Origin of the sequence: Mycobacterium sp. MAA66 (genome assembly GCF_041261665.1) — a bacterium.
In the GTDB taxonomy this organism is placed as follows: Bacteria; Actinomycetota; Actinomycetes; order Mycobacteriales; family Mycobacteriaceae; genus Mycobacterium.
On record NZ_JBGCCC010000002.1, the window covers coordinates 1,064,402 to 1,078,066 of the forward strand.

The 13,665-nt window shown below is 67.2% G+C and carries 13 protein-coding genes; 4 read left to right on the top strand and 9 right to left on the bottom strand.

The window, feature by feature from the left end:
• Positions 1–179: 179 nt before the first annotated feature.
• Positions 180–2,522: a DEAD/DEAH box helicase gene (locus ABIA30_RS11690; protein WP_370065244.1), complete on the top strand. Its 2,343-nt coding sequence runs from the start codon at positions 180–182 to the stop codon at positions 2,520–2,522.
• 248 nt (positions 2,523–2,770) lie between these two features.
• Positions 2,771–3,802 (top strand): PAS domain-containing protein, encoded by a 1,032-nt coding sequence (locus tag ABIA30_RS11695; protein ID WP_370065246.1) that lies wholly within the window; start codon positions 2,771–2,773, stop codon positions 3,800–3,802.
• Between the two features lie 14 nt (positions 3,803–3,816).
• On the opposite strand, the gene ABIA30_RS11700 is transcribed toward ABIA30_RS11695, so the two are convergent.
• The 7 genes from ABIA30_RS11700 to ssd are packed head-to-tail and all read right to left on the bottom strand — an operon-like array spanning position 3,817 to position 8,309.
• Positions 3,817–4,179 carry an Rv3654c family TadE-like protein gene (locus ABIA30_RS11700; protein WP_370065248.1) on the bottom strand — a complete coding sequence of 121 codons (363 nt, stop codon included), beginning with the start codon at positions 4,177–4,179 and terminating at the stop codon, positions 3,817–3,819.
• Entirely contained in the window at positions 4,169–4,531 is a 363-nt protein-coding gene (locus ABIA30_RS11705) for a TadE family type IV pilus minor pilin (RefSeq protein ID WP_370065250.1), read from the bottom strand. Before ABIA30_RS11705 ends, ABIA30_RS11700 begins: the two co-directional genes overlap by 11 nt.
• On the bottom strand, positions 4,528–4,731 hold the full coding sequence (locus ABIA30_RS11710; RefSeq protein ID WP_370065252.1) for a DUF4244 domain-containing protein: 204 nt from the start codon (positions 4,729–4,731) through the stop codon (positions 4,528–4,530). Before ABIA30_RS11710 ends, ABIA30_RS11705 begins: the two co-directional genes overlap by 4 nt.
• A gap of 32 nt (positions 4,732–4,763) precedes the next feature.
• Entirely contained in the window at positions 4,764–5,324 is a 561-nt protein-coding gene (locus ABIA30_RS11715; protein ID WP_370065254.1) for a type II secretion system F family protein, read from the bottom strand.
• Complete coding sequence (locus ABIA30_RS11720) at positions 5,321–6,097, bottom strand: type II secretion system F family protein (protein ID WP_370065256.1); 777 nt, start codon at positions 6,095–6,097, stop codon at positions 5,321–5,323. The genes ABIA30_RS11715 and ABIA30_RS11720 overlap by 4 nt, the downstream gene beginning before the upstream one ends.
• Positions 6,094–7,260: a TadA family conjugal transfer-associated ATPase gene (locus ABIA30_RS11725; protein WP_370065258.1), complete on the bottom strand. Its 1,167-nt coding sequence runs from the start codon at positions 7,258–7,260 to the stop codon at positions 6,094–6,096. The genes ABIA30_RS11720 and ABIA30_RS11725 overlap by 4 nt, the downstream gene beginning before the upstream one ends.
• Positions 7,257–8,309 (bottom strand): septum site-determining protein Ssd, encoded by a 1,053-nt coding sequence (gene ssd / locus ABIA30_RS11730; protein ID WP_370065260.1) that lies wholly within the window; start codon positions 8,307–8,309, stop codon positions 7,257–7,259. The genes ABIA30_RS11725 and ssd overlap by 4 nt, the downstream gene beginning before the upstream one ends.
• Positions 8,310–8,768: 459 nt before the next feature.
• Between ssd and ABIA30_RS11735 the strand changes: the two genes are divergently transcribed.
• Positions 8,769–9,596 carry an HAD-IB family hydrolase gene (locus ABIA30_RS11735; protein WP_370065544.1) on the top strand — a complete coding sequence of 276 codons (828 nt, stop codon included), beginning with the start codon at positions 8,769–8,771 and terminating at the stop codon, positions 9,594–9,596.
• Positions 9,597–10,059: 463 nt separating this feature from the next.
• Here the strand turns inward: ABIA30_RS11735 and ABIA30_RS11740 are convergent, their stop codons facing one another.
• Positions 10,060–10,812: an oxidoreductase gene (locus tag ABIA30_RS11740; protein ID WP_370065262.1), complete on the bottom strand. Its 753-nt coding sequence runs from the start codon at positions 10,810–10,812 to the stop codon at positions 10,060–10,062.
• Between the two features lie 97 nt (positions 10,813–10,909).
• On the opposite strand from ABIA30_RS11740, the gene acs reads away from it, so the two are divergent.
• Positions 10,910–12,865, top strand: coding sequence for an acetate--CoA ligase (gene acs / locus ABIA30_RS11745; protein ID WP_370065264.1), 1,956 nt, complete (start codon positions 10,910–10,912; stop codon positions 12,863–12,865).
• A gap of 64 nt (positions 12,866–12,929) precedes the next feature.
• On the opposite strand, the gene ABIA30_RS11750 is transcribed toward acs, so the two are convergent.
• Positions 12,930–13,628, bottom strand: coding sequence for a S1 family peptidase (locus ABIA30_RS11750; RefSeq protein WP_370065266.1), 699 nt, complete (start codon positions 13,626–13,628; stop codon positions 12,930–12,932).
• Positions 13,629–13,665 lie beyond the last annotated feature (37 nt).

Genomic DNA, 13,665 nt, shown 5'->3' on the forward strand with positions numbered 1-13,665 from the left:
ACCTACAACCCCCGCAGGAACCGCGATCGCAACGACGTTCCTGCGAGTGCTGACACACGAACACAGAAGCTGCGACCGCTGCTAGTCAATCATGTTCCACGCCTTCGCGATAGTTTCCAGGTAATCGTGTGGTTAACAATTCATCCGCACCCAATTCTCGGACTTCAGGAGGGCCAGACGTGTCGCAGCACAGGTCGAACTTCGGCCGTGAACTGCTGTCCTGCGCCCTTGCCGGCAACGAGCCCAACGAACAGCCGCTGCGGCACGTCGCCGACCTGGATCCGCGCACCGCGGCGCCGCGACCGTGGCCCCATTGGGTCGGTACCGACGTGGTGCGGGTGCTGGCCGACCGTGGCGTCGACGAGCCCTGGTCGCATCAGGTCGAAGCAGCCGAATTGGCATACGCCGGCCGACATGTCGTGCTATCCACCGGAACCGCGTCGGGAAAGTCGCTCGCCTACCAGTTGCCGATTCTGACCGCGCTGCAGAACGACCCACGAGCCCGCGCCTTGTACCTGTCCCCCACCAAAGCGCTCGGGCACGATCAATTGCGCACTGCGCAGGGACTGTGCGGTGCGCTGCCCGCGCTTGCCGATGTCGCACCGAGCGCCTACGACGGCGACAGTTCCACCGAGGCAAGGCAATTCGCACGTCAACGGTCACGATGGATCTTCTCCAATCCGGACATGATCCACCTGTCCCTGCTGCGCAATCATTCCCACTGGGCGGTGTTCCTGCGCAACCTTCAGTACCTCGTCATCGACGAATGTCATTACTACCGCGGAATTTTCGGGTCCAATGTAGCGCTGGTGCTGCGCCGGTTACTACGGTTGTGCGACCGATACGGCGCCGCGCCGACGGTGGTGTTCGCCAGCGCGACCACCGCCTCACCGGCCCAGACGGCCGGCGAGTTGCTCGGCCAGACCGTCACCGCCGTCACCGCCGACGGATCACCTCACGGTGGACGCACCGTGGCACTGTGGGAACCCGCCCTGTTGACCGATCTGATCGGCGAAAACGGCGCTCCGGTAAGACGATCGGCGGGCACAGAGGCGGCGCGGGTGATGGCCGATCTGATAGCCGAAGGTGCCCGAACCCTGACTTTCGTACGTTCCCGCCGCGGCGCCGAACTCACCGCGCTGGGAGCCCAGGGACGTCTGGAAGCCATTGCGCCCGAACTGGCCCCACTGGTGGCGTCATACCGTGCCGGATATCTGGCCGAGGACCGCCGAACGCTGGAACACGCACTGGCCGTGGGACAATTACGCGGGCTCGCCACCACCAACGCACTGGAACTCGGGGTGGACATCGCCGGATTGGACGCGGTGGTGCTGGCCGGTTTTCCCGGCACCGTCGCATCGTTCTGGCAGCAGGCCGGCCGGGCCGGCCGGCGCGGGCAGAGCGCGCTCATCGTGCTGATCGCCCGGGACGATCCGCTGGACACCTACCTGGTACACAATCCGGCGGCGTTGTTGGACAAGCCAATCGAACGGGTGGTCATCGATCCCGGCAATCCCTACGTCCTCGGTCCACAGTTACTTTGCGCCGCAACGGAACTGCCCCTGACATCAGCAGAGGTCCGACTGTGGGACGCTGAAGAGGTTGCCGAGACCCTGGTCGACGACGGACTGTTGCGTAAACGGCCGGGCGGCTACTTCCCGGCGCCCGGAATCGACCCGCATCCCGCGGTCGACATCCGTGGTTCGATCGGCGGCCAGATCGCCATCCTGGAGACCGACACCGGCCGGATCCTGGGCAGCACCGGCGCCGGACAGGCTCCGGCCACAGTGCATCCGGGTGCGATCTACCTGCATCAGGGCGAGACGTATCTGGTCGATTCACTGGACTTCGAGGCCGGCCTGGCATTCGTGCATGCCGAAGAACCCGGGTACACCACTTCTGCCCGCGAGGTCACCGACATCGCCGTCACCGGCGACGGGGAGCTTCGTGGCTACGGGCCGGTCACCATCGGATTGGTGCCGGTCGCGGTGTCCAATACCGTGGTCGGCTATCTCCGCCGCGCACTGGACGGCGAGGTCATCGATTTCGTCGACCTGAACATGCCGACCCAGACGCTGCAGACCAAGGCCGTGATGTGCACCATCACTCCGGAAGCATTGCAGGACAACGGTATCGATCCTCTTCGCATACCAGGCTCGCTGCACGCCGCCGAGCACGCCGCGATCGGCCTGCTGCCCCTGGTAGCCAGTTGCGACCGCGGTGACATCGGCGGGGTATCGACCGCGGCGGGCCCCGGGCCTGGCGAACTCGCCGGGCTGCCAACAATTTTCGTGTACGACGGGTATCCCGGCGGCGCGGGATTCGCCGATCGTGGCTTCCAGCAGATCTCCACCTGGTGGGCAGCCACCGCCGAGGCGATCTCAGCGTGCGAATGCCGGCACGGCTGCCCGTCGTGCGTGCAGTCACCCAAATGCGGAAATGCCAATGATCCCTTGGACAAGGACGGTGCGGTACGCACACTTCGCCTGGTGCTCAACGCGTTGACGGGCAGCAATCACTGACCCACCAATCGGAAACGACCTACCCCTCGACGGTCGCCGTCCACAGTTCGTGCCCAGGCGCGAAACCACCTACGTCGAGACACACAGGCGAAGCGGCGAACGGCCGGACAACGCGATCCGTTCCCAGGCCCGCCGTGGCGGGCGCATGGGGAAATTACCCCGTTCCGGGGAGGCGCGCAACCGTTATCGATACCATTCACCCGAATTTGGTGACGGCAGGGGGCAGATCGACCCGATAAGCTACGCCCATGACTCCCGACTGGCTCCTTGTGGAGACTCTCGGCTCCGAGCCCGTCGTCGTCGCCCAGGGTCAACAGACCAAGAATCTGGTGCCGATCTCTGCGTTTCTGCGCCGCAACCACAATCTGATGGCCATCCAGTCAGCCATCGGCCAGACCGTCCGCGGCGGTCAAGCACTGACCAGCATCACCCCGAAGAGCGACAGGGTGATCCGCACCGAAGTGGTGCAAATGACCGACGGCCGGATCCACGGCGTGCACGTCTGGATCGGGCCGCCGAATCTCGACCCACCCGAGCGGATCATCCCAGGGCCGCTGAAATGGGATCTGACCAGCGGTGTCGCCACCGACACCCCCGAGTCCCTGTTCAACAGCGGGCTCAACCCCGCTACCGAGTCCACGCACGGCCGGGCCTTCGCAGAGGACCTGCCCAGCCGTGAACTCAATCCCGAGGAAGCCCGGGTGATCTCGGCCATCATCAATCCCGAATCCGGACAAACCTTTTCCAGCACTTGGGATGTCACGGATTTCGCGGGAAACCCGATCACGGTCGGGTTCGTCGCCCGCATCCTGTCGGAGAACGATGAGGAGACCGGCAGGGACCGGTTGATCTGCCGAGCCATGAACTGGCGCAGTGTCCGCGACGAGTCCGCCGCGCCACAGACAGACTTGGCCCAGGCGATTGTCAACAGCCTGGCGCAGAACGGCGTTCACCGCGCCATGGTGGAGCTGAACAGCTGGACACTGCTCAAGTGGCTCGACGATCCGTGCCCGTTCTTCGACTGGCGAGCCACCGAGTCCGACGACCCCGTCGTACACCCCGACGAAGTCGACGAAATGGCACTCATGACAACCGAGTTCGACGACGGGCCGACCTCGCGAGTGCTGCGGCTGCGGGCCAACGGCGGTGGCTGGACACTGGTTCACGTCACCGCCCATCGGGTGGAACTCGCGGAGAACACCCACGCCGGGCTGCTGTCACTGCGGCTGCCCACCAAAAGTGAGCGCGCCGAAGCCGAAGCCAGGATCGCCGGCAAGTAGTAAACCGTTGTTGCTCAAGGTGCTTCACTAGCAGGTCCGGCCCGGGCAGTCGATCTCGCCGGTCCGGCGACCGCCAATCCCGGCACCCGCAGCGCGACCCGGACATCCACCGTCACCACGATGTCCAGGCCTTCGACCCGACAATCTGCCAACGCCGCACGCATGGCTGCGGTGATCTCGGATGCTCTGCCGCACGCCATCTCTCGGCCACCTGCCAGCGCACCGGCCGCGGCGAGTGCCGCCAGATCCGCTGCGGTCTGCGCCCGGTGCCGAGCGATCACCGCGGCCCCGTATTCAGCTGCGCCAACGGTCAGCGCGACGATGACCGAGATCAACGCCACCGCGGCAACACTGGCCGACCCCCGTTCACCGGACACCGGGTTCGATTGCCGCGACCGCTTCGGCGGCCAGCGCCAGACCGGGCAACATCGGCATCGCGGCGCTGACCCTGGCCACCACGCGGTCGCCGTCACGACGCAGATCGACCTGAGCCCCGCCAGGCCCGATCTGCCTGGCCGCCCCGACCGCAGCCTGCTCGTCGCCGCGCGCCGCCAACCGGGCGGCCTCCCGAGCGGCGTCGACACACCGCACCTGCCCGATGACTGCGATGACGCCGACCGCGCACAACATCGCCACCACCAGAAGCGACGCCACCGCAAATGCCGCTTCGACGGTGACGCCGCCGCGATCATCGCGTAGCCGTGGGCATTTCGATACCCGTCCGCTCACGCCTTGGTGCTGAGCGCGCGGGCGATGATGTTGCTCAGGGCATTGACGATCGAATCGCCGGTCACCACCGTGTACAAGATGGCGCCGAATGCCGCGGCCGCCACGGTGCCGATGGCGTACTCGACGGTCGACATCCCCGACTCGTCGACCATCAACAAGGTCATCCGCGCCCGCATCCGGCGAAAAGTGTTGCTATTCATCATTTTCCTCCCCTTGTTTTGACAACGTGCCGTCACAGCACGCCTGCTTGCAGCACATCGGTCGCCAACCCCGCGATCACCGGCACGAGGCCCAAACACACGAACGCCGGCAGATAGCACACCCCCAGTGGACCCGCGATGAGTACCGCCGCCCGCTGCGCCGCAGCTTCCGCGGCATCGCCGGTATCAGCACGGGCCTGCTCGGCGAGTTCCGCCACGCCCTGGGCCAAGGCAGCTCCGGAAGCCGCGGATCGACGGGCCAGCCGCAACAACGCATCGACCCGTGGGTCGCCACCGGCGGCCCACGCGGTCGCCGGATTGGCCCCGAGCGCCAACAATTCCGAGGCCCGCCTCAGCGCCACCGCCAGCGAACGCGGAGCCGATGGCACTGCCGCGGCCGCGGCAGTGCTCGTCGGCATTCCCGCCGACAAGCACACCGCGAAGATATCCAGACTCGACGCGAGCGCGAGCGGATCCTCCCGTCCCGCTGGCCGCACCGGTCGACTCCGAGGTGTCGACAACCTGCCCCGGAGCGCTGCACCGCCGGGTTGCACTACCAGTGCCACTGAGAGCAGCATTGCGGCCCAGGTCATCTGGACACCACCGCGGTAATCCGATCCGACCACAGCAGCCCCGCACAGGACAGCACAACACCAATCAGCAGCACGACATCACCGGCGCCCAACAGGAATCGCAGCGGCTCGGCCCCGATCATCTGCCCCAGGGCGATACCCAGTACGGGCAACCCGGCCAGCACCCCGGCAGTCGCCCGGGCCCCCGCCATGCCGGACCGCACTCGGGATGAAAAGCGCTCGCGGGCAGTCACATCAGATTCGGCAGCCCGCATCAACACAGCGATCGCCAGCCCGTGGTCGTGGGCCAGTTGCCAATACACCGCGAGGCGTTCCCAGTGCGACGGCAAAGACGAATTCACGGCGACCGCTCGCAGCCCGGCAGCCACGTCGGCGCCGAGGCGGGCGCGGGTGGCGACCTCTCGCAGCCCGTCCCCCACCGGCCCGTCGACTTCGTCGGCGGCGGTTTCGAATGCCGCAACCGGATGTGCGCCGGCCCGCAACTCCCCGACCAGGACGCTCAGGGCACCCTGCAGCGCCACCGCTTCCCGCCCTTGGGCGGCTGTCCGTCGGGCCTTGCGATACCGGATGGTCAGCGTCCCGGTCACCACCGTGGTGGCCATGGCCACCGGTAGCGGTAGCAGCACCAGCAGCCCGGCCAACCCGATGACTGGTGCCACTGCCAACTGCGGCCGAATCCGATTGCGGGAAGGCCTGTTCGGACCGGCCAGTCGCAGTCGCGGAAGGTCCGGCGCGGTCAGTAGACCGAGTGCCAACAGCAGCGTGCTGATCACCGACGTCCCCGCCCGGCCAGCAGCTGGTCCAGTTCCGCACGACCCGGCCCATACCCGGACTGGATGTGCCACACGGTCTCGGCGCACACCACCGCATCCGACCGGCGGCGCAGGACCGCGATCTCGGCGAGGTGCCGGCGCCCCGACAGGTCGCGGCCGACGTGCAGTACCACCTGGCACGCCGCGGCCAATTGACTGTGCAGAGCAGCTCGATCCAGACCACCCAACGCCGCCAGCGCCTCCAGTCGCGCCGGAACCTCAGCCGGACTGTTCGCATGCACAGTGCCGGCCCCACCATCGTGACCGGTGTTCAGCGCGGCCAAGAGATCCACCACCTCGGCGCCGCGCACTTCCCCGACCACGATCCGGTCCGGCCGCATTCGCAACGCCTGCCGAACCAGATCGCGCATGGTCACTTCGCCCGCTCCTTCGACGTTCGCGCCGCGGGCCACCAACCGCACCAGATGCGGATGGCGAGGTGCGAGCTCGGGCGCGTCCTCAACGCACACAATGCGTTCGGCAGGATCGACGGCGCCCAGGACCGCGGACAACAGCGTCGTCTTGCCGGCGCCGGTACCGCCGGAGATCAGAAACGCCAGACGAGCGCCGACGATCTCTCTGATCGGCCCGGCCGCGGCGGGCGCAATGGCTCCGGCCGCTGACAAGGCGGCGAGGTCCTGGGTCGCCGGGCGCAACACCCGAAGAGACAAACAGGTGCCGCCTGCGGCGATCGGCGGCAACACCGCGTGCAGGCGGACACTGAACGCGGTATCTGTCAGACCACTGAGCTGCCCGTCGACCCACGGCTGAGAGTCATCGAGGCGCCGGCCGGCCGCCAGCGCCAGACGCTGCGCCAGTCGCTGTACGGAGGCCTCGTCCGGGAAGCGGATGCCGCTGGGGCGCAACCCGCTTCCGTCGTCGACCCACACCTGATCGGGTGCGGTCACCAACACGTCGGTGGTTCCCGGTGCCCTCAGCAGCGGCTCCAGAATGCCGGCCCCGGTGAACTCCGTCTGCAACAACCGCAGGTTGGCCAGTACCTCGGTATCGCCGAGCACACCGCCGGATTCGGCCCTGATCGCCGCTGCCACCACGGTCGGTCGCAGCGGACCGGATTCGGCCGCCAGGCGTTCCCTGACCCGGTCGATCAACGGTGCGTTCATGCGGCAACCCTCGATTGCGGCCCGAGCACGCCCAGCACCTGCCGGGCGGCCGCCGACAGTGGCGAGCGCCGGCCCGGCCGCAGCCCACCACGTTCCAGCACGGCCGCCAACCCCGGTTCCGCGCGCATGGCCGCGAGCAACGGAAGGCCGAGCATCGCGGCCACCTCACGGGCGCGCAACCCGCCCGGCGCCGGGCCGCGCACCACCACGCCGACGTTCGGATTGATGCCGGACGCCCACCCACAGACCACCGCGGACGCCGCGCACGAGCGCACATCGGCAGGCACCACCAGCACCACCAGATCGGCGTTGTCCAGGGCCGCTTCGGCGGCGCCAGAGGACTGCCGCGGTAGATCACAGATCACGGTGGCGCCGGCCCTGCTACCGGCATCGACGACTGCAGCTACCGAGGCAGCCGGCACGTCGACCGGTGCCCGTCCGGCGGAAAGCACCGCGATCCCACTCTGTGTCGGCAATGCGTCTCGCAACGCCGCGTAGTTCAGTCGACCGGAGGCCGCCGTGAGGTCGGCCCACCGCAGTCCCGCGTCACGTTCGATACCGAGCGCCAAATCCAGCCCGCCGCCCCACGGATCGGCGTCGACCAGAAACGCTCGGTCCGCACCGTGCGCCAACGCGATGGCGAACACCGAGGCGCCAGCGCCGCCGCGACCACCGAGCACCGCCACCACGGCACCGCGCCGCCCTGCCGCCGGATCGGCCGCCTCGGACAGCAGCCCGACCAGCTGTACCTCCTGGGCGGGCAGATGCAGAACTTGTTGGGCACCAACCGCGACTGCGGCTTCCAGCTCGGGCTCCCCCGGCCGGTCCCGGGCGATCAGGAAAATCCCGCCCCGCCGCGGCAGTCCACGGTCGCCACAATCCCGTGCCGTGGCCAGATCCACCAGCACCACCGATGCGCCCAGCCACGCCCGGTGGCCCGACGGATGTGGCGCATGCACCACCTTCAGGGCGGCCGCCGCAGCGATCCGATCTACCTCGTCGCGCAGGCCCGGATCGGCCAGTAGCGCCAGTACACCGCTTGTCGTCACCTACCCACCGTGACGCTCGGCGGCACCGTCGCGCCAGCACCGGAAGTCAGATTGTGGATCGATCCGCAACTGTGGATAAACGCCGTTGACGGACCCGTGAAAATGACATTCCGCAACTATTCCGCGATTACAGCGAACGGTCTCATGGGGGACGCGGGAAACAGGCCCGCAAAAAAGGACGACCCCCGCCAGGGGGGGAGGAGGCGGAGGTCGTCGTGAATCAGCCCCGGGGGGTCGGGCTGATGCACACCCAGCACTAGGCGGGTACTGCCCACTATACACACGTCAAGCGGGCCCGGCGCAACTGTTGATTTTCTGTGAAAGCACACGTCAACACGAATATTGGATGGACAGACGACTCCCAGCAATCGACTTTTTCTCAGTTGTCGTTGACCCTCACTGAGGGCGCCGCAGCATATGCTGGGAACCGTGACCGCACCCGAACCGGCCGCGGAACCGATGGCCACGTCGTATCCGAACGCCGATTCTCTGCAGCCAGTGCGCACCGCAGCGTTCTTCGACTTGGACAAAACGGTGATCGCGAAGTCCAGCGCCCTCGCATTTAGCAAACCTTTCTTCGCGCAGGGTCTGCTGAACCGTCGGGCCGTACTGAAGTCCACTTATGCCCAGTTCTTCTTCCTCATGTCGGGCGCCGATCACGATCAGATGGACCGGATGCGCTCCTACCTGACCAACATGTGCACAGGGTGGGACGTCGAGCAGGTTAAGACGATCGTCTCCGAGACATTGCACGAGATCGTCGATCCGTTGGTGTTCGCCGAGGCGGCCAATCTGATCGCCGATCACAAACTGTGCGGTCGCGACGTCGTGGTGGTTTCGGCTTCCGGAGAAGAGATCGTCGCCCCGATCGCCCGCGAGCTCGGCGCGACCTATTCGATGGCCACCCGCATGGTCGTCGAGGACGGCAAGTACACCGGTGAGGTCGACTTCTACTGCTACGGCGAGGGCAAGGTCACGGCGATCCGCGAGCTTGCCGAGCGCGAGGGCTACGCGCTGGAGCACTGCTACGCGTACTCCGACTCGGTCACCGATCTGCCGATGTTGCAAACCGTCGGCCACCCGTCGGTGGTCAATCCGGACCGCGGACTGCGCAAAGAGGCCGCCGCCCGCGGCTGGCCGGTACTGACGTTCACCCGGCCGGTGTCCCTACGTGGTCGCATCCAGGCCCCATCGGGTGCGGCCGTCGCGACCTCACTGGCCGTCGGGGCCAGCGCATTGGCCGCCGGTGCGCTGACCTATTCGGTGATGCGCCGACTGATGTTCTGAGCCACCGCGTATCACGGTGCGCGACATACCTTCTCGGCGGTTGCTGACGGCGCCTTCGTAACAATCGCGAATCGCCAACGATTGCCACTTGCTGTGACCGCGGTCACGGAGTACAAAGGAAGCACGGAAGCCGCCTAGGCCAAGACCGAACCAGAAGAGAAGGTTCGACCTCCCGAGGCGGGCGTTCCTAGCACGGATTCCCGGCACCCACGCGGAGCACATACCGCGACAATGGTAAAAGTGTTGCGGGCCTGCGCAATTGCAAAAAGCGAACGACTGAATCAGCCTCTTGGGTGAGGTTGCAGACGAAGCGCATTACAAGGACGCCGAGGCCACCCACGTAACCCATACAGCACGCATGGTAACCAGGTGTCCGTGCTAGCGGGCGGCGAGCCGAGCCAGAGAAATCTGGCCACGGAGCGCCGCCCGCTTCATATGTCAAAGAGTTTGCTGCGGCGGGCGATTACGACGTTGCTGCCTGCGCGATGGCCAATGCCTCGCGAGCCCCGGCCTGCAGCCCACGACTGCTGCACACCAACCACGCGGCCAAACCGTCGGGCGTACCGGCCGCGAACCCGCGTGCGGCAGCCCGATATTGGCCCACCTCGCTCATCCAGTACATCTCCGGCACGCCGAGGCCATGGGGATCCAGACCGTTGGCCATGGTGATCAACCGGGACACCGCGCGCGCCACCACACCGTCGGCCACCCCGAAAGGCGCCAGGGTCAGCAGTTCGCCATGAGCCACCGCGGCCAGCACCGCCGCCGGCACCCGGCTGCCACCGGTGACGATCTCGGCCAGCAGCTCAAGGCGGCGCCCCACGTCCGGGTGATCGGTACGCGGCCGGCCGAGCTTGTCGTCATCGGTGAGGTCGGCCGCGGCCAGCGAGTGCAGACGGGCCATGGCCTGCAGCGGCGCCCGCTGCCACACCGTGACCAACGCCGTCGCGCCGCCCTCAAGCGCCTCGGCGACCCGCAACGCTCCCGCCAGCACTGGATCGGGCTCACCCTCGTCCTTCGAGAAACTGAGTGAGCCACCGTCGAGCACAGACGATGCACGGGCGGCCCGCACCGAGGCTTCCGCCGCGGTCTGTGGCCAACCGCGCAGATTGAACTTGTGCCGATGCGCTCGGCCGAGCGCTTCACGCGCCTCTTCAGCAGCCTCGGCGACGCCGGGCAGAGCAGCCAACGGTGCGAGCGGATCAGGTGCAGCCACGTCCGCACACGGTAGCGCCCGCACCGCTGATATCCCAGTGCCGCCAAGCGGTCGCCACCAACGTGCATGCAACCTGCGAGTGACTACGCTCACAGTCATGACACATGCCTCTACCCCGATTGTCGGCGTGCCATCGGCGTACCCTGCGCCCGCCGAGTTCGCCGCCCAGGCAAACGCGACCGCCGCGTTGTATGAGCAAGCCGACGCCGACCGGCTGGCCTTCTGGGGCGAGCAGGCCGGGCGGTTGTCTTGGGCGACACCATTTTCTGAGGTTCTGGACTGGACGGCAGCGCCCTTCGCCAAATGGTTCGTCGGCGGCCGGCTCAACGTCGCCTACAACTGCGTGGATCGGCACGTGGAGGCCGGCAACGGCGACCGCGTGGCGATCCACTGGGTGGGCGAACCGGTCGATGACGCCCGCAGCATCACCTATGCCCAACTCAAGGACGAGGTGTCCCGGGCCGCCAACGCCCTGAGCGCGCTCGGCGTCGGCGCCGGCGACCGGGTCGCGATCTACCTGCCGATGGTGCCCGAAGCCATCGTGGCGATGCTGGCCTGCGCGCGCCTGGGCGCCATGCACAGCGTGGTGTTCGCCGGATTCTCCGCCTCGGCCCTTCGCGCCCGCATCGCCGATGCCGCCGCGAAGGTACTGATCACCAGTGACGGGCAGTACCGTCGCGGCACCGCGGTGTCGCTCAAGGACGCCGCAGATGAAGCAGTGACCGGCCAGGACTGCGTCGAGCACGTGGTGGTGGTGCGCCGCACCGGAATCGACCTCACGTGGACCGAAGGCCGGGATCTGTGGTGGCACGAGATCGTCGATGCCGCCTCACCGGAACACACCCCCGAAGCCTTCGATGCCGAGCAGCCCCTGTTCCTGCTGTACACCTCGGGTACCACGGGCAAGCCCAAGGGCATCGTGCACACCAGTGGCGGGTACCTGACCCAGGCCGCGTACACCCATTTCAACGTGTTCGACATCAAGCCCGAAACCGACGTGTACTGGTGCACCGCCGACATCGGCTGGGTGACCGGGCACAGCTACATCACCTACGCGCCGCTGGCCAACGGCGTCACTCAGGTGGTCTATGAGGGCACCCCCAATTCCCCCGACGAGCACCGGCACTTCCAGATCATCGAAACCTACGGCGTCACCGTCTACTACACCGCGCCCACCCTGGTGCGCACCTTCATGAAGTGGGGCCATCAGATCCCTGCGGCTCATGACCTGTCCAGCCTGCGACTGCTCGGCAGCGTCGGCGAGCCGATCAACCCCGAGGCCTGGCGCTGGTACCGCGAGCACCTGGGCGCGGGCCGTGTTCCGATCGTGGACACCTGGTGGCAGACCGAGACCGGGGCCGCCATGATCACCCCGCTACCCGGTGTGGCCGCGGCCAAGCCGGGGTCGGCCATGCGTCCGCTGCCGGGCATCTGCGCCAAGATCGTCGACGACGACGGCATACCGCTCGTGCCGAGCGACGGGGAGCCCACCACCGGCTATCTGGTCCTCGATCAGCCGTGGCCGGCCATGCTGCGCGGCATCTGGGGCGACGACGAGCGCTTCATCGAGACCTACTGGTCGCGTTTCGCCGAACAGGGCTGGTACTTCGCCGGCGACGGTGCCCGCTACGACGCCGACGGCGATCTGTGGGTATTGGGGCGCATCGACGACGTGATGAACGTGTCCGGGCACCGCATCTCGACCGCCGAGGTCGAGTCCGCCTTGGTCGGCCACGCCGGAGTGGCCGAGGCCGCGGTCGTCGGCGCCACCGATGAGACCACCGGCCAGGCCATCTGCGCGTTCGTCATCCTCAAGGAATCTGCGCACGGCGGCACGCAGAACATGGTCGCCGAACTGCGCGCCCAGGTCGCCCGGGACATCTCACCGATCGCCAAACCCCGCGAGATCCACGTCGTGCCCGAACTGCCCAAGACCCGCAGCGGCAAGATCATGCGCCGGCTGCTGCGCGATGTCGCCGAAGGCCGTGAACTCGGCGACACCTCCACACTGGTCGACCCCAGCGTCTTCGAAGCCATCCGGGCCAGCAAGTAGACCCACGTAAAACGGCCCCTCTTTTCACCAAGAAAGGGGGGCCGTTTTGCGACTGTGCACTACCTCAGGGGATCGGGACGAACCCGGCACCCGGGCGGTTCTTGGCATTCAGATCGGCCAGCACCGCGTTGATCGACACGGTCACCGCCGGGGTGTGCAACGGCACGTACTTGGTCACGCAGGTCGGCAGATCATTGCTGAACGCGCCGTGGATCATGCCGACCAGTTGGTTGTTCACCGTCACCGGCGCGCCGGAATCGCCGGGCTGCCCGCACACCTGGTTCAAGATGGTGCCGGGAATCTCACCTGGGCCCCAGGTGACGCCGCAGGTGTATCCGGTGGTGCGGCCCAACTTGCACGCCACCTGACCGAACGCGGGGTCCGGGCCGATGCCAGTGATCTGGAAGCCGTTCACGTTGTCCACCGGCTGAACCTTGGCCGGGTCGAATTCGATGACCGCGTAGTCCATCGGTTCGCTGCCGGCAACCATGACGCCGACGATGCCGCGTCCTTCAGCACCTTCGACGGCCACCTCGTGGCCGGGGCCACCGCAGTGCGCGGAGGTGAATCCGACCAGCTTGCCTCGGTTGTCATGACCGATCGAAGTCAACGTGCACAGGGTGTCGCCGTCGACGACGATGCCCGAGCCGCCGCCCAGCGGTAGCGGCGCGTCGGCGTGGGCCCGCGCCCCCGGCACGATTGCGACCAGCGTCGACAACAAAGCAATCGCCGGCCAGCAGCGTCCCAAGGGCATCCCAAACATCTCCAGATCCGCGGCGCCGACCAACTCTTAGCCAAGC